The organism is Pseudonocardia sp., assembly GCF_025465255.1.
Classification (GTDB): Bacteria; Actinomycetota; Actinomycetes; order Mycobacteriales; family Pseudonocardiaceae; genus Pseudonocardia.
Window position 1 is genome coordinate 13932 of sequence record NZ_JAODNI010000010.1, and the last position, 14883, is coordinate 28814.

Below are 14883 nucleotides of genomic sequence, written 5' to 3' on the forward strand. Positions count from 1 at the left end.
CGGTTCTCCTCGAGGTGTGGGTGGCGGGGGTGGTCAGTCGACGCCGTAGCTGCCGAGGAACGCGTCGACCTCGGCGAGCGGGCCGTCGAACCCGTAGTTGCGGTAGGCGTAGCCCTTCACGACGAAGGGCGCTCCGGCGTAGAACATCTCGTACTGGTGGTGACGGCCGGCGAACTCGCTGCCGACCGCGTCCCAGACGAGCTTGAACAGCTTGACCCGCTCTTCCGCCGGTGCGCTCGGGGACTGGATGTAGCGGTCGATGTCCGCGCGGGTCTCGGGGTTGCGCATGTCCGCCACGCCCGAGGGCACCTGCAGGACGCCGCCGCCGACCAGGTCGCGCAGGATCGCCAGCGCCCTCGGGTACAGCTCGGCCTGAAGCCCCATCGCGCCGTAGACCGCGCGTTTGCCGGGCAGCCACAGGCCGGACCCGTCGTCGGCGGCGGTGTACTCGGCAGCCAGCACCGCGGACTCGACCACGGAGGTGAGTCCGGCGAGCTCGCCGAGCTTCTCGACGACGCCGGGGAACCTGTCGACGCCGTTGACGGCGGCGACCTTGCGGGCGAGCCCGGCGATGAACTGGAGCTTCACGGCGAACCGGATCTGTGCCTGCCAGTTGCCGAGCACGTGGGCGCCGGTGTCGAAGAACTGGCGGCGCAGTCCGGCGACGTCGCGGTAGACGAGGACCTTCTCCCAGGGGACGAAGACGTCGTCGAAGACCAGCAGGGCGTCGGTCTCGTCGTAACGACTCGTCAGCGGGTAGTCGTAGGAGCTGGTCGCGGCGGGGGCGAACGGGCGGCGGCAGTAGAGCTTGAGGCCCTCGGCGGCGACCGGGACGACGAAGCTCAGGGCGAAGTCCGCGTCGTCGTCGGTGAGCGGTTTGATGCAGGACACGAGGATCTCGTCGGCCACGGGGCCGCCGGTGGCCAGCATCTGGGCGCCGCGCACGACGATCCCGTCGCTGCGCTCCTCGGTCACGCCGACCTGCACGAAGTCGCCGTCCCAGGCGTGGGCCGTGGTGGCCCGGGAGACCTGCGGCGGGATGATCGCGTAGGAGACGTAGGGGTTCTCGGTCTGCATCCGCCGGTGGTAGGCGAGCACGTTGGCCGAGAGGTCGCGGTCCCCGGCGGCGAACGCCTCCGGGTGGGCCGCGAAGCCGTTGACGAACGCCGCGACGTGGTCCGGGCTGCGCCCCACCCACCCGTGGGTGTGCCGCGCCCAGGCCTCCGCGGTGTGCCGGAAACCCGCGAGGTCCTCGCGGCTGCGGGGGATGATGTTGATGCGGTTGGTCTGCGCCCCGGTCTCGGGTGCGGTCGCGGTCATCCCCTGGGCCGGGTCGGCGGCCAGGTCGAACAGTTCCCCGATCGTCGTCGCGATGGGCGCGAAGGCCGGGTGGGCGGCGACGTCGTGGATCGCTTCGCCGTCGACGATGATCGTTCGGCCGTCCTTGAGACCGGCGAGGTAGTCCTGTCCGGTACGCATCAGCGGTTCCTCTGCTTGGTCTCGTAGGTGTGCGCCAGGACCGTGCCGTCACCCAGCTTCAGCTGCAGTGTCCAGTTCCGGCCGAAGACGAAGCGCCCGGTCATCAGCGGCAGCGTTCCGCCGAACAGGACGAGGTCGCCGTCGACGTCGGAAAGGGCGTCGGCGAGCCGGGCGAGCACGTCCGCCGGGTGACGCAGGGCGCTCAGGCTTCCCCGCTGGTAGGGCTCGCCGTCGACGTCGCTGGCACCGGTGACGGAGTCCCAGTCGAAGTCGTCGAGGTCGGCGGGCAGGGCCACGACGTCGCGGCCGAGCGGCTTCGGGCACGCGGCCTTGGAGCCGGCGACGCTGGACTTCTCCAGCTCGCGGTCGGTGTGGTCGGAGCCGACCCCGAGGTAGTGGCGGCCGTCGTGGCGGATGACGACGGGTTCGACCTCGCCCGAGCTGTTCGGGCCGTCGACCTCGATCACCGCGTCCGTGGTGAGCAGTGCGCGGTCGAGGTCGTAGAAGGCGGGCACGGTCGCGGGCGGCGGCACGCCGATCTCGGCGAGCTCGGCGATGTGCGCGGCCACCGCCTCGGCGTCGCGGCCGGTGTAGCCGGCGACGATGAGCCGCGCCGGGCGGACATGGAGCGTCTCGCCCGTCCCGTGGACGGTGAGGTGTAGTGCTGGGTTCGACATGCGATCAGTTCACTTTCTCGAGGGTGAGCCGGCGATCGGCCAGCACCGGGAACTCGGCGCGGGCCGCCGCGACCACACTCCTATCGATGTCGCAGAAGGTCACGCCCTCGTCCTCGCCGGCCTCGACGAGCACCTCGCCCCACGGGTCGACGACCCGGCTGTGCCCGGCGAGCCGGACCCCGTCGGCCTGCTCCCCGACCGCGTTGCAGGCGATGAGCACGACCTGTTCCTCGACCGCGCGGGTGGAGGTGAACAGCCGCCAGTGCGCGATCCGGGCGGCGGGCCAGGCCGAGCACACCACGATGGTCTCCGCGCCCTCGTCGATCAGTGCGCGGTACAGCTCGGGGAAGCGCAGGTCGTAACAGGTCGTGGTGCCGAGCCGGCCGAGCCCGGTGTCGACCGTGCCGACCTGCTCCCCGGGGGTGAGCAGATCGGCCTCGCGCGACCGGTACCCGAAGACGTGGATCTTCCGGTAGGTGTGGACGATCTCCCCGTCCGGGCCGATCAGGACCGCGGTGTTGTAGAGCCGGCCCTGCCCGTCGCGCTCGAGGACACTGCCCATGTGCAGGTGGCAGCCCAGCCGGACGGCCCACTCGCGGGCCGCCGAGACGGTGTCCCCGTGGAGCGGCTCCGCGAGCTCGGCGTAGGCGTCGAACGCGAAGTACCCGGAGAGCCACAGCTCGGGCAACACCACCAGGTCGGCGCCGGCGGCCTCGGCCACCATGTCCCCGATTCGGCGGCGCCGCTCCCCGGCCGGTTCCCCGGCCGGGGAGGCCACCTGCACCAATGCCGTTCTCACTTCGCGTGGTCACCCGCCGAGGACAGGAACTCCAGCAGTTCGGCGTTGAACCGCTCGCCGATGCGCTGCACGGCGTGCGGGCTGCCGTCGAACAGCACCCGCTTGGCCGGCAGCTTCTCCGCGAGCACGTCGCCGACGTCCTCGAAGCCCGGGGTCCCGCCGCCGGTGACCACGAGCTTGGGGAACGGCGTGGCCGCCAGTTCCTCCAGCGGCACCCCGGTCTCCCACGGGCGCTCGGTCTTGAGGTTGCGCACCGCCTCCGCGAACGGGGGCGGCAGCGGCGAGGGCAGCTCCATCGACACGCTCAGCGTCCTGAGGAAACCCCCGACGAACGTCTCGAGATCCGCGTCGCCGGCCCGCTCCCAGTGCGTGCGAAGGCCCTCGATCAGCTTGTCCGCCTCGGGCCGGCCGGCGGCGTTCGGCATCGCGGGCGGCTCGATGACCGTCAGCGACCACACCTTCTCCGGCGCCAGAGCGGCGGCCCGCATGGCCACCACCCCACCCATCGACGTGCCGACGAGGTGGGCCCCGGAACCGAGGAGCTCGACGATGTCCTGCGCGTCCCGATCGGGGTCGATCCGGTCGGTGCCCGGGCTCGGGCTGTATCCGCGCCGGTAGGGAGCGATCAGCCGGTAGCGGTCGGCGAGGACCTTCTGCTCGCCGAAGGCCGCGGCCGCGGAGCTGAGGCTGCCGTGGACCAGGACGACCGGTGGGCCGTCCTCACCCCAGCGCTCTGCTTCCAGCGCGGTCACCGTCCGCTGCTGCCGTTCTGCTCGGCGGCCGCGGCCGCGGCGAAGACGCCGTTGTCCACGTCGAGCTGGCGGGACTCGAACTTCCAGCCGTCCGCGGTGCGGACCGCGACATCGTTGTAGACGCCGGTGGCGATGATGTGCGGAGCCTTCTCGACCTGGATCTTGACCACCAGGCTGTAGACCGTCGCCCGGTCCCCGTCGCCCTCGATCACGTAGTTGCTCAGGACGTGGCGGGCTCCGTCCTCCTTGCCGGCCGCGATGTGGCCGCGGATGAACTCCTTGATGGCCTCGTGACCGGTGAAGGTGCCGTAGGTGGCGATGAACTTCCCGTCCGCCAGCCAGCAGTTCGCCCAGGCCTCGACATCGTGCGCGTCGAGGTACTTGACATGGGTGTTCGACAGCTCCTGGATGGCGAGCTTGTCGTCGACGGAGAGAGGCATCTGCAGCTCCTTGTGAGTGGATCAACCACGCCGCACGCTAGTGCTCTAGTACGTAGCATACAAGTGCGAAATGTAGCTGGTGTGTAAGATGCCAGGGTGGCCAAGCTGAGCGGGATCACCGCGGTGGACCGAGCTCCGACCCTGTCCCGCCGCGCCTACCTGCAGATCCAGCAGGCGATCCGCGACGGCGCGATCCGCCAGGAGGTCCTCTACTCGGAGAACGAACTGGCCGAGACGCTCGGAATGTCTCGGACCCCGGTGCGGGAGGCCCTCATCTCGCTGAGCCGCGAGGGCCTCGTCGCGGTCGAGTCCCAGCGTGGGTTCCGACTCCGTCAGCTGTCCGCCGACGAGCGCCGGGAGATCTTCGACCTGCGCTCGCTGCTGGAGCCCTACACCGCGCGCCGACTCGCTCTCGCGGCGACGGAGGAGGACGTGCGCCGGCTGGGCACGCTCATCGACGCCCAGCAGGACCTGGGCGGCCCCGGGCAGCAGTCCGAGTTCCTGGCCCTCGACGAGCAGTTCCATCTGTTGCAGTCCGAGCTGCTCGGCCTGGAGCGGACACACGCGACGATGACCAGCCTGCGCGGGGCGATGTGGCTGATCGGCTTCGAAGCGCTGACCCTGCCGCACCGGCATGAGGACGTCATCGCGGAGCACCGCGCGATCCTCGACGCCATAGCCCGCCACGACCCCGAAGCCGCGGCCGCGGCCGCCCACGAGCACATCGTCACCACCGCCGCGGCAGTCCTCTAGTAGTTCGGCAAGGTGGCCGAGAGCAGTCCTCCGCTCCGCGGAGGGATCTTGCGGCGTCCACTTCGTCCGCCGCCACCACGGTCATGCCGAGCCGCCCGCCTCGTCCCCCACTCCTGTCGAGGACGCCCTCAGGCTCCGCGCCCGGCTCGACCCGTGGCTGCGTGCCTTCGTCGACGACGATGCGGATCCCGCGCTCCGCGGCTACACGCTGCCGCTCCACGGTGTCCCCCGGCGGATCCTCCGCCGGCTCCGCCGCTGCGGTCGCGCGCCGGCATCGTCCCGCTGGCCACCGGCAGCGGGACGATGCCGGCTCGGTCCGGATCCCGGCAGCCTGGTGCGGCGTCTACGGCTACAAACCGACCACCGGCTCGGCCTCCTGGGAAGCGTCCCCACCTCTGCTGCCCCGGCGGTCGCCGGCCCGATCGCCCGCGACCCCCGGCTTCTCACCGCCTGGGCCGCTGCAGTCCTCGGCCCGCTCGACCGAGCAGAAGCACCGCAGACCTTCGCCCGGCGCCGACGCCGCCATCGTCTCGGCGACCGGCGCGGTGCCCACCGGGCAGCACCGTCGCTACGCCGACGGTGTCGACTCTCGCGTTGTGCGGGTGAGCAACCCGGTGGCCAGCAGTGCGGCGAGCGCGCCGCCCGCGACGACCACGACCATGGGCAGGGCCGTCCCTTCGCCGCCGAGCGCCATCAGTGGTGTGACGACGATGCCGCCGGTGAACATGCACGCTCCCAGCACCGCCGACGCCGAACCGGCGGCCGGTGCTCGCTGCACTCCGAGCACGGTCGCATTCGAGGAGACGAGTCCACGGGTGGCGACCACGAGGAACAACGGGACCATCAGAGCGACCAGACCCAGCCCGAGAACGACGGCCGCGAGCAGCGCGAGCGCGGCCAAGGCCGACGCGACGAGCCCGGCGAGCAGGAGCCCGCGGGCCGGGAAGCGCCGGACGAAGCGCGCGTTGACGAGGCCGAGCACGATCATCCCGGCGGCGTTGAGCGCGAACACGAGGCTGAACTGGGTGGGGGTGAGTCTCCGGCACGGCCCCCCAGGTCGCGGCCCGGTCGAGCGTCGGCAGGCGGGGGGCCTACACCGGGCTGGCCCGCGACCGCGTCTTCGCGGCCAGCAGCCAGAACATCGGGCGCCAGCTCCCCGTCCCGGCCAGCAGGGCGCCACCGAGCACCGGGGCCGCGATCGGCGCGACGCTGGACAGGGTCATGAACAGGGAGAACAGCCGGGCCGCCTCGACCCCGGCGGCGAGGTCGGCGGCCACGGCACGGGCCAGCACGATCCCGCCACCGCCGGCCGCGCCCTGCAGGAAGCGCCACACGGCGAGCCAGCCCGCCGACGGCGCGAGCGCGCACAGCACCGAGGCGAGCGCGCACACCAGGGTCGAGCCGATGAGCAGCCCGCGGCGCCCGCGGGCGTCCGAGAGCGGCCCGAGCACCAGCTGGCCCACGACGAGGCCGATCACGTCCGCGGTCAGGGTGAGCTGCACGGCGGCCTGGCTCGCGCCGAGGTCGACGGCCAGCTCGGGAAACGCGGGCAGGTACAGGTCCATCGACAGCGGGCCGAACGCGGTGAACCCCCCGAGCAGGACGGTGAGCACCGCGAGCTGCCGTCCCAGCGCCCGCGCCTTCCTCGCCCCTCGAGCGCAGCTCAGGGGCGGAGGGCCTCGCGGAGGAGCGCCCACGAGGCGTCGGCCGTGGCACGACGATCGGCCGACGGCACCTTCGCGACGAGCGCGGCGACCATGCCGACGGCCAGCATGACGTCCTCGGTGCACAGTGACCGCCGGATCCTGCCCGCGCGTTGCGCCTCGCCGAGGGCATCGGCCAGCACGGCGCGCACGCGGTCGGTCACGGTCGTGAGGCGGGGGTCCGCCGCGGCCGCCCGGGCGGTGATGATGTCGACGAACGCGATCGACGCGACGGTCTGCTCGGTGATGCGGGTCAGCAGGTGCTCGAGGGTGGTCTCCGGCCGCCCGGCCAGCTCCTCGAGCTGGGTGACGTTGTCCTCGAACACCGCGAGGGCGAGGCTGACACGGTCGGGGAAGTGCCGGTAGAGGCTCCCCTGGCCGACGCCCGCCCGCTTCGCGACCGCGGACAGCGGCGCGTGGTAGCCCTGCTCGCCGAACACCTCGACGGCGGCGGCGACGAGGGCGCGGCGGTTGTCGGCGGCGGCGCTCCTGCCCCGGTTCTCTCGACGCCCGACCGCCATGCGGCTACGGTACCGAACCGGACACAGCTGTCCGGTTGTTGAGGAAGGGAGCGGGGACGTGGCAGGACGGGTCGAGGGCAAGGTCGCACTGATCACCGGGGCGGCACGGGGCATGGGCCGCGCGCACGCGGTGCGGCTCGCGCAGGAAGGCGCCGACATCGTCGCGGTCGACGTGTGCGCGCCACTGCCCGGCGTGGCCTACGACTCCGCGACTCCGGAGGACCTCGACGAGACCGTCCGGCAGGTCGAGAAGCTGGACCGGCGCATCATCTCCGCACGGCTGGACGTACGCGACCTCGACCCGCTCCGCGCGGCGGTCGACGAGGCGGTCGCCGACCTGGGCCGGCTCGACATCGTCGTCGCGAACGCCGGCATCTGCATCCCGCGCGCATGGGACCAGGTGACGCCGGAGATCTTCGAGGCGACGACGAGCACGAACGTGACCGGCGTGTGGAACACGGTGATGGCGGGTGCCCCGCACCTCGTGCAGGCCGGCGGCGGCTCGATCATCCTCATCAGCTCGGCCGCGGGTCTGAAGGTGCAGCCGTTCATGGTGCCCTACACCGCCAGCAAGTGGGCCGTCCGCGGCATGGCCAAGGCGTTCGCCGCGGAGCTGGCCAAGCACTCCATCCGCGTCAACAGCGTGCACCCCACCGGGGTGGCCACCCCGATGGGCTCCGGCGACATGCAAGCCGTGCTCGGTGCGGCGATAGCCGGTGACCAGCGACTGGGCGGGATGTTCGCCAACATGCTGCCGGTCGAGACCACGCAGCCCGAGGACGTGGCGAACAGCGTGCTGTTCCTCGCCTCCGACGAGTCGAAGTTCGTCACCGCCCACGAGATCGCCCCCGACGCGGGCGTGACCGAGTTCTGAGGCGGGCAAGGCCGTTCGGACGGATCGCCGAGGGCGCCGACCGCTCGCCTCCGGTTGCGCCGACCTGTTACCGCCGGTAACGTTACCGCCGGTAACACCACACGTCGTCGATCCGCGAGGGAGCGACCATGGACGACACCATCGCACTGAACGGCACCGACCAGGCCGGGGAGCGAGCTGAGCAGGGGGACGTCGCGCGCCGGCTGCTGCGCTCGTCGGAGATGATGTCCTTCGACCCGGCCCGCGAGGTGGACTGGGAGACGCCGCTGGACACGAGCTTCCACGGCGCCAGCCCGGAGTGGAGCACGCTCTACGGCACCGCGTACTGGGACGAGATGACCCCGGAGCAGCAGCGCGAGCTGACCCGCCAGGAGTCGGCGTCGGTCGCCAGCACCGGGATCTGGTTCGAGATGATCCTGCAGCAGATGATGCTGCGGGACTACTACGCCACGGACTTCACGGATCCCGCGTTCCAGTGGGCCCTCACCGAGATCGCCGACGAGTGCCGCCACTCGATCATGTTCGCCCGGGGCGTGGCGAAGCTCGGGGCCCGCCCGTACCGGCCCAAGCGGTTAGTCGTCGAGCTGGGCCGGGCGTTCAAGGCGCTCGCCGGCGGCGAGACGGCCTACGCGGCGATCCTGGTCGCCGAGGAGGTCCTCGACGTGATGCAGCGGGACTGGATGCGCGACGAACGTGTGGTCCCGTTCGTGCGCACGATCAACAACATCCACGTGGTCGAGGAGTCCCGGCACATGAAGTTCGCCCGGGACGAGGTCCGGGAGCGGATGAAGGGTGCGGGCCGACCGCGCCGGCAGCTCGACGCCGTGGTGGTCGCCTCCGCGGCCTACTTCATCGTGACCAGCATGGTCAGCGAGGACGTCTACGCCGCCGCCGGGCTCGACCGCCGCCGGGCCCTGCGCGAGGCACGGGCCAACGAGCACCACAAGTCGATGGTCCGCTCGAGCTGCGCCGGGCTGATGGAGTTCCTCGGCTCGGCGGGGCTGCTGACCGGTCCGGCGCGGGCGATCTACCGCCGCGCGAACCTCCTCTGACCCCGATGCCCTACGCGATCACCCAGACCTGCTGCACCGACGCGTCCTGCGTCGCTGCGTGCCCGGTCAACTGCATCCACCCGACGCCGGACGAGCCGGACTTCGGCACGACGGACATGCTCTACGTCGACCCGCGGACGTGCATCGACTGCGGTGCCTGTGCGGACGCGTGCCCCGTGGACGCGGTCCATCCCGTCGACGCGCTGCGCGGCCCGCTCGAGGGCTACGCGGCGATCAACGCGGAGTTCTACGTGGACCGGCCGTCGTCGCGGGCGACCGGGACCGAGCCGGTGTTCCACGACTGGGGCCCACCGACCTTCGACCGGGCGATCCCGGCCGGGTTCCCGGCGCTCGACGTCGCCGTGGTCGGCACCGGCCCGGCCGGGATGTACGCCGTACAGGACCTGCTGCTGCACACGAACGCCCGGGTCACGCTGATCGACCGGTTGTCCGTGCCGGGCGGGCTGGTGCGGTTCGGGGTGGCACCCGACCACCCGTCGACGAAGCGCATCGGCGAGACGTTCGCCCGCCACCACACGCACCACCGGCTGCGGATGCGGCTGGGCGTCGAGGTCGGGCGCGACGTCACCGCGGCGGAGCTCGCCGCCGAGCACGACGCGGTGATCTACGCGGTGGGCGCCTCGGAGGCCCGCGCGCTCGGCGTGCCGGGTGAGGACCTGCCCGGCAGCCTCGCCGCCACGACCGTCGTCGGCTGGTACAACGGCCACCCGGAGATCGCGCCGGCGGCCGTCGACCTGTCCGCGTCGCGGGTCGTGGTCGTCGGCACCGGGAACGTCGCCCTCGACGTCGCCCGGATCCTCACCGCGGACCCGGCCGACCTCGCGGGCACGGCGATCGCCGCGCCGGTACTGGACCTGCTGCGGAACAGCGCGGTGCGCGAGGTGGTGCTGCTCGGCCGCCGCGGCCCGGAGACCGCCGCCTACACCCGATCGGAGCTGCTCGCCCTCACCCGCCGGCACGGCGTCGAGCTGGTGGTCGACGACGAGGACCCGCGCACCGGCCGGGGGATCGACTCGGCCGCGCCGGGCGAGCACGCCGCACTGCTGCAGGGCGTCCGCCGCGAAACCGTCGACTGGTCGGCGCCACCCACGGAAGGCTCCAGGCGTCTGGTCCTGCGCTTCCACTCGGCCCCGGTCGCGGTGAGCGGGTCCGACCACGTGGCAGGGCTGCGGGTGACCGGCCGCGACGGCGAGGTGGAGATCCCGGCCGCGCTGGTGGTCCGGGCCGTCGGGCACCGCGGCACGCCGCTGCCCGGGCTGCCCTTCGACGACGCGACCGGCATCGTCCCCAACCAGGACGGGCGGGTCGACGGGATGCCCGGCACCTACGTCGTGGGCTGGATCAAGCGCGGCTCCTCCGGCGGGATCGGCGCCAACCGGACCTGCGCCGCGGAGACGGTGCGGGTGCTGCTCGACGACGCCGTCGCCGGGCGGTTGCCGGCGAGGCCCCGGCGGCGCATCCCGCTGCCCCTGCTCAGCGGACGCGCCCGGGGCCGCCGCCGCGAGCCGTCGGGCCACTGACGCGGGATCAGGGCCCGGCGGTCTCGGAGACGCCCGGCGGGGGCTGATCAGGTGTTCTGCCCCTCTTGCGCGGCGAGGAAGCGGCGGAGGAGACCGGCGACGTCGTCGGCGCGCTCGATCTGGGGCATGTGGCCGGTGTCCGCGAAGACATGGGACTGCGCGTGCGGCAGCATCGCCCGCGCGGCGCTCATGTGGTGGGCCGGCAGGATCAGGTCCCGATCCCCCCAGAGGAGCAGGGTCGGCTTCGGGTGCCGGGCCACCTCGGCGAGCAGCGCCGAGCGCCAGCGGGCCCGAACCCCGCGGAACGTCCCCAGCTCGCGGGCGGCCTCCAGGAACACCTCGGCGTGGTCGGGTTGCTCTGCCATGCGGAGCGCGTGCTCGATCCGCTCCTCGGTGACGAAGGAGCCGTCGAAGAACAGGGCGCGCTCGGTGCGGCGGGCGGCCTTCCGGTCCGTGCCCTTCAGCAACCGCCGCCCGACACCGGGAATCGCGAGGAGGCGCAGCGCGATGGTGACCTCCTTGCCGAACCCGGCGCTGTTCACGAGCGCGAGGCCGGCGACGCGGTCCGGTGCGAGAGCGAGGATCTGCAGGGCGACGGCACCGCCGAGCGAGTTGCCCATGATGTTGACCGGCCGCTGCTCACCCAGCGCGTCGAGGGTGGCCAGCACGCCCTCCGCGAGCGAGCGCAGGTTGACCGGCTCGGGCATCCGCTCCGAGAGGCCGAACCCGGGCATGTCGACGCTGATCACGTGGTGGGCGTCGGCCAGCCGCTCGTGCTGCGGGGCCCAGTCCTCGAGGCTCCGGCCGATCCCGTGCAGCAGCAGCACCGGCGGCTGCGCCGGGTCGCCCGACCGGACCACCCGGATCCGTCGGCCCCGGACGTCGACGAACACAGGGGCGGACGTCCCGCCGGTCTCGGCCGGCACTCTCGTGGCGGTCACGACGCCCGCCGCGCGAGGGCCGCGGTGAGCACTCCGAGCACTCGCCCGTAGGAGGACGGGAGCGCCCGGGCCAGCACGTCGGGGATCTTGGCGCTGGCCGCGATCAGCACGCGGGCCCTGCGGTGCTCGACGCCCGCGAGGATCTCCTCGGCCGCCTTCTCGGCGGGATAGGTGAGCAGCCCGCGGAACGCCCGCTGGTGGCGCTCGACCTCCTCGGTGGAGACGCCCGACCCCACCCGGGCGCTCTCGGCGACCCGCGTGCGGATCCCGCCGGGGTGCACGGTCGTGACTCCGGTGCCGTGGTCGGCGAGCTCGGCGCGGAGCACCTCGCTGAAGCCGCGCAGGGCGAACTTGCTCGACGAGTACGCGGACTGCCCGGCCGGCCCGATCAGCCCGTAGAGGCTGGAGACGTTGACGACGTGGCTGCCCGGTACAGCGGTCAGCGCGGGGAGCAGGGTGTGCGTGAGCAGGACCGGGGCCCGGAAGTTGATGTCCATGACCCACTCGAACTCGTCGAGGGTGAGCTGGTCGAACCGCCCGCCCAGCGCCACGCCGGCGTTGTTCACCAGCAGGCCGATCCGCGGGTGCGCGGCCAGGACCTTCTCGGCGGCGGCGGCCGCGGCGGCGCGGTCCGCGAGGTCGACCACCAGAGTCTCCACGGCGATACCAGGGTGGGCGCGGCGGACCTTCCCGGCGACGGCGTCGAGGCGTTCGGCGTCGCGGTCGAGCAGGACGAGGTCGCTGCCCCGGGCTCCGAGCCCGTAGGCCATGTGCTCGCCCATGCCGCTGGCCGCGCCCGTGAGCACCGCCGTCTTCCCGGCGAAACGATAGGGGGCAAGGCTCATGACGCGATCTCCTCCAGTGCGGTCGAGCGGGCGGGAAGCGCGGACCTCGACGTGAACGTCATGTGCCGGCGAAGATCCGCCCGTGCCGTCGACAGGGTGTCGACGAGGTAGTTCTGGCGAACGGCCCACGGGTTGCGCTCGCCCTGCTTGGGGAACCGGTCCGCGGAGCGCAGGACGTAGCTCGACGTCAGGTCGAGCAGCGGGCGCCGGGACTCCCCGGCGGCCGCGGCCGTCGGCACCGCGCTCGCGTAGCCGCGGCGCTCCATGTAGCCCAGCAGCCGGCACACGTAGCGGGACGACAGGTCTGCCCGCAGCGTCCACGACGCGTTGGTGTACCCGATGCAGTACGCGAAGTTCGGCACGCCGCCCAGCATCAGGCCGCGGTAGGCGACGGTGTCCCCCAGGTCCACCGGCCGGCCGTCGACGCTCAGCTCGAGCCCGCCGAACGCGAGCAGGGACAGCCCCGTCGCCGAGACGACGACGTCGGCCTCCAGCACCTTCCCGGACTTCAGCCGGATCCCGTTCTCCACGAACCGGTCGATGTGGTCGGTCACCACCGAGGCGTCGCCCGACCGGATCGCGCGGAAGAAGTCGCCACCCGGGACGACGCAGAGCCGCTGGTCCCAGGGCTGGTAGCTCGGGGTGAAGTGCTCGTCGAAGTGCTCGACGCCCACCTGCTGGTCGGGCCGTTCGACAGTGGTCACAGACCGGACTCCCTCACACGGCGACGTAGACGATCGCTGTCCAGTGTGCGCAGCCTGCTGCGGCAGCACTTGCCCTCAGCCGACAAAAGTTTACCCTCGTGCGACATGCGGTCGATGGTGCGAGCGGCAGCGTTGCGGGGCCTGGAGTCGCTGGTCGACCGCCTCGGTGGCGACGGCGCAGAGCTCCTGCGGCGCTTCCGCGTGCCTCGCGGTGCCCTCGACGCCGAGGACGCGGTGATCCCCTCGGTCACGGCGGGCCGGCTCCTGGAGACCGCCGCCGCCGAGCTCGGCTGTCCGGACCTCGGGCTGCGCCTGGCCGAGCAGCAGAACGCCGACGTACTCGGTCCGCTGGCCGTCGCCATCGAGAACTCGCAGACGATGGGCGACGCCCTGGACTGCGCGTCGCGCTTCCTTTTCGTGCACAGCCCCGCCCTGACCGTGACGCTGGTACCGGACCCCCAGGGCATCCCCGGCGTACGCGGGCTGCGCTACGGCAGCACCGAACCCGTACCTCTTCCACCGCAGGCAATCGATCTCGGGCTCGGCCTGCTGCACCGGATCATCACGCTCCTGTACGGCGGGCGGTACGGGCTCCACTCCGTGCACCTGCCCCACGCACCGCTCGCGCCGGTCTCCCGCTACACCGAGTTCTTCGGCGCGGACGTCCGGTTCGGTCGTGACGCCGCCGTGCTCCGTCTCCCCGCCGCCTTCGTCGACACCCCGCTGCAGGGCGGCAACGAGATGCTGCGCGCGATCGCCGTCGAGTTCCTCGAGGGGCACTTCCCCGAGCCGGGACGGTTGGTCGCGCCCCGGGTGCGCGCGGCGCTGAGCCAGTCGCTCGGCTCGGCCCAGGTGCGCGTCGACGCCGTCGCCCGTCTGCTGCAGCTGAACCCGCGCACCCTGCAGCGTTACCTCGCCGCCGAGGGCACCACGTTCGAGGCCGTCCTCGACGACGTGCGCCGGCAGACGGCCCACCGGCTGATCATCCACACCGACCTGCCCTTCTCCCAGGTCGCCGCGATGCTCGGGTTCGCCGAACAGTCGGGGCTGACCCGGGCGGTCAGACGCTGGTACGGGCGACCACCGCGCGAGGTGCGCCGCCGAGGCGACGCCCGCCTCGGAACCACCTGACCGAGCACGAGCGAGCCCCTGCCGCCGAGGCCGGTCACGGGCACAGCCGGCGGCAGATCGCCCGAACCCTCCCGCGAGAGCCCCTTCCCGCGGGCGGCCCCGCCCACCACGATTGACCCCGAACGCCGCCTGCCGCGGCGTCGAGGGGGGACAGCGTGGACCCGACCGTCACCTTCTACCAGACGCTGAGCGGCACGAGCTTCACGCTGCTGGGGCTCTGGTTCGGTGTCATGCAGTTCGGGCACGGCAACTGGCGCACGGATCCCGACCGGCACGCGGCGACGCTGCACCTGGCCCTGAAGTTCTTCCTGCCCGGCGTGCTCGGACTCGCCTCGATGCTGGGGACCGCGGGCGACGGCGGGATCGTCTGGCGCACCACCTTCGCCCTCGGCGGGACGATCGGGCTGCTGGAGTCCCTCCGCTACGTCCTCCGCACCGGCCGCTCGCGGGTGCCGGGGCGGCGTCTCGCGGTGGCGGACCCGCTGCTCTACACCCTGGTCGTGGGCGCCGCGTTCGTCCCGGCCGGCACGCTGGCGATCACCCCGCTGCAGACCGAGGGCATCGTCACGGGGCTGCTGTTCGTCACCGGACTGTGCGGGGTGTGGCTGGCGTTCGCCGAGCGGGCGCCGGCGCCCGCCGGCCCGCCGGTACCCACGTCCGCCCCGGCCGGT

17 protein-coding genes and 1 pseudogene are annotated in these 14883 nt (G+C 72.6%); 7 read left to right on the top strand and 11 right to left on the bottom strand.

What is annotated here, in order from left to right; genetic code table 11:
- Positions 1–33 precede the first annotated feature (33 nt).
- The 5 genes from JWP64_RS01005 to JWP64_RS01025 are packed head-to-tail and all read right to left on the bottom strand — an operon-like array spanning position 34 to position 4147.
- Positions 34–1479 carry a 4-hydroxyphenylacetate 3-hydroxylase N-terminal domain-containing protein gene (locus JWP64_RS01005; RefSeq protein ID WP_297491081.1) on the bottom strand — a complete coding sequence of 482 codons (1446 nt, stop codon included), beginning with the start codon at positions 1477–1479 and terminating at the stop codon, positions 34–36.
- Positions 1479–2156 carry a DUF2848 family protein gene (locus JWP64_RS01010; protein WP_297491083.1) on the bottom strand — a complete coding sequence of 226 codons (678 nt, stop codon included), beginning with the start codon at positions 2154–2156 and terminating at the stop codon, positions 1479–1481. The genes JWP64_RS01005 and JWP64_RS01010 overlap by 1 nt, the downstream gene beginning before the upstream one ends.
- 4 nt (positions 2157–2160) lie before the next feature.
- Positions 2161–2940, bottom strand: a complete 780-nt coding sequence (locus JWP64_RS01015; protein WP_366889172.1) for a carbon-nitrogen family hydrolase — start codon at positions 2938–2940, stop codon at positions 2161–2163.
- 11 nt (positions 2941–2951) lie between these two features.
- Positions 2952–3707, bottom strand: a complete 756-nt coding sequence (locus JWP64_RS01020) for an alpha/beta hydrolase (protein WP_297491089.1) — start codon at positions 3705–3707, stop codon at positions 2952–2954.
- Positions 3704–4147, bottom strand: coding sequence for a nuclear transport factor 2 family protein (locus tag JWP64_RS01025; protein ID WP_297491093.1), 444 nt, complete (start codon positions 4145–4147; stop codon positions 3704–3706). The genes JWP64_RS01020 and JWP64_RS01025 overlap by 4 nt, the downstream gene beginning before the upstream one ends.
- A gap of 96 nt (positions 4148–4243) precedes the next feature.
- Here JWP64_RS01025 and JWP64_RS01030 point away from each other — a divergent pair, with 96 nt between their 5' ends.
- The gene (locus JWP64_RS01030; protein WP_297491096.1) at positions 4244–4900 is read left to right on the top strand and encodes a GntR family transcriptional regulator; all 657 of its coding nucleotides are present in this window, start codon (positions 4244–4246) and stop codon (positions 4898–4900) included.
- A gap of 179 nt (positions 4901–5079) precedes the next feature.
- Positions 5080–5268, top strand: a pseudogene (locus tag JWP64_RS01035) (amidase family protein); the annotation flags it as partial.
- A gap of 200 nt (positions 5269–5468) precedes the next feature.
- Here the strand turns inward: JWP64_RS01035 and JWP64_RS01040 are convergent.
- The 3 genes from JWP64_RS01040 to JWP64_RS01050 form a co-directional block, all read right to left on the bottom strand.
- Positions 5469–5912, bottom strand: coding sequence for a hypothetical protein (locus JWP64_RS01040; protein ID WP_297491099.1), 444 nt, complete (start codon positions 5910–5912; stop codon positions 5469–5471).
- A gap of 79 nt (positions 5913–5991) precedes the next feature.
- Positions 5992–6513 (bottom strand): MFS transporter, encoded by a 522-nt coding sequence (locus tag JWP64_RS01045; RefSeq protein WP_297491102.1) that lies wholly within the window; start codon positions 6511–6513, stop codon positions 5992–5994.
- Between the two features lie 50 nt (positions 6514–6563).
- The gene (locus JWP64_RS01050; protein ID WP_297491104.1) at positions 6564–7124 is read right to left on the bottom strand and encodes a TetR/AcrR family transcriptional regulator; all 561 of its coding nucleotides are present in this window, start codon (positions 7122–7124) and stop codon (positions 6564–6566) included.
- A gap of 58 nt (positions 7125–7182) precedes the next feature.
- On the opposite strand from JWP64_RS01050, the gene JWP64_RS01055 reads away from it, so the two are divergent.
- The 3 genes from JWP64_RS01055 to JWP64_RS01065 all read left to right on the top strand — a co-directional run bounded on the left by JWP64_RS01055 (position 7183) and on the right by JWP64_RS01065 (position 10591).
- Positions 7183–7998 (top strand): mycofactocin-coupled SDR family oxidoreductase, encoded by an 816-nt coding sequence (locus JWP64_RS01055; protein ID WP_297491107.1) that lies wholly within the window; start codon positions 7183–7185, stop codon positions 7996–7998.
- 128 nt (positions 7999–8126) lie between these two features.
- Positions 8127–9050 (top strand): diiron oxygenase, encoded by a 924-nt coding sequence (locus JWP64_RS01060; RefSeq protein WP_297491110.1) that lies wholly within the window; start codon positions 8127–8129, stop codon positions 9048–9050.
- A gap of 5 nt (positions 9051–9055) precedes the next feature.
- Positions 9056–10591 carry an FAD-dependent oxidoreductase gene (locus tag JWP64_RS01065; protein WP_297491113.1) on the top strand — a complete coding sequence of 512 codons (1536 nt, stop codon included), beginning with the start codon at positions 9056–9058 and terminating at the stop codon, positions 10589–10591.
- 47 nt (positions 10592–10638) lie between these two features.
- Here the strand turns inward: JWP64_RS01065 and JWP64_RS01070 are convergent, their stop codons facing one another.
- The 3 genes from JWP64_RS01070 to JWP64_RS01080 are packed head-to-tail and all read right to left on the bottom strand — an operon-like array spanning position 10639 to position 13081.
- Entirely contained in the window at positions 10639–11532 is an 894-nt protein-coding gene (locus JWP64_RS01070) for an alpha/beta fold hydrolase (protein WP_297491115.1), read from the bottom strand.
- A complete protein-coding gene (locus JWP64_RS01075) occupies positions 11529–12377 on the bottom strand; it encodes an SDR family NAD(P)-dependent oxidoreductase (RefSeq protein ID WP_297491116.1) in 849 nt (282 codons plus the stop codon). Before JWP64_RS01075 ends, JWP64_RS01070 begins: the two co-directional genes overlap by 4 nt.
- Positions 12374–13081, bottom strand: a complete 708-nt coding sequence (locus JWP64_RS01080; RefSeq protein WP_366889178.1) for an NAD(P)/FAD-dependent oxidoreductase — start codon at positions 13079–13081, stop codon at positions 12374–12376. Before JWP64_RS01080 ends, JWP64_RS01075 begins: the two co-directional genes overlap by 4 nt.
- Positions 13082–13186: 105 nt before the next feature.
- Between JWP64_RS01080 and JWP64_RS01085 the strand changes: the two genes are divergently transcribed.
- Both JWP64_RS01085 and JWP64_RS01090 read left to right on the top strand, forming a co-directional pair.
- Positions 13187–14212 carry an AraC family transcriptional regulator gene (locus JWP64_RS01085; RefSeq protein WP_297491118.1) on the top strand — a complete coding sequence of 342 codons (1026 nt, stop codon included), beginning with the start codon at positions 13187–13189 and terminating at the stop codon, positions 14210–14212.
- A gap of 155 nt (positions 14213–14367) precedes the next feature.
- A partial coding sequence (locus JWP64_RS01090; RefSeq protein WP_297491121.1) for a hypothetical protein occupies positions 14368–14883 on the top strand: 516 nt, incomplete at its 3' end.

Coding starts and splice junctions, on each gene's coding strand:
- JWP64_RS01060 (WP_297491110.1), top strand. CDS start 8,127: ATGGACGACACCATCGCACTGAACGGCACCGACCAGGCCGGGGAGCGA.
- JWP64_RS01005 (WP_297491081.1), bottom strand. CDS start 1,479: ATGCGTACCGGACAGGACTACCTCGCCGGTCTCAAGGACGGCCGAACG.
- JWP64_RS01075 (WP_297491116.1), bottom strand. CDS start 12,377: ATGAGCCTTGCCCCCTATCGTTTCGCCGGGAAGACGGCGGTGCTCACG.
- JWP64_RS01065 (WP_297491113.1), top strand. CDS start 9,056: ATGCCCTACGCGATCACCCAGACCTGCTGCACCGACGCGTCCTGCGTC.
- JWP64_RS01010 (WP_297491083.1), bottom strand. CDS start 2,156: ATGTCGAACCCAGCACTACACCTCACCGTCCACGGGACGGGCGAGACG.
- JWP64_RS01025 (WP_297491093.1), bottom strand. CDS start 4,147: ATGCCTCTCTCCGTCGACGACAAGCTCGCCATCCAGGAGCTGTCGAAC.
- JWP64_RS01050 (WP_297491104.1), bottom strand. CDS start 7,124: ATGGCGGTCGGGCGTCGAGAGAACCGGGGCAGGAGCGCCGCCGCCGAC.
- JWP64_RS01085 (WP_297491118.1), top strand. CDS start 13,187: ATGCGGTCGATGGTGCGAGCGGCAGCGTTGCGGGGCCTGGAGTCGCTG.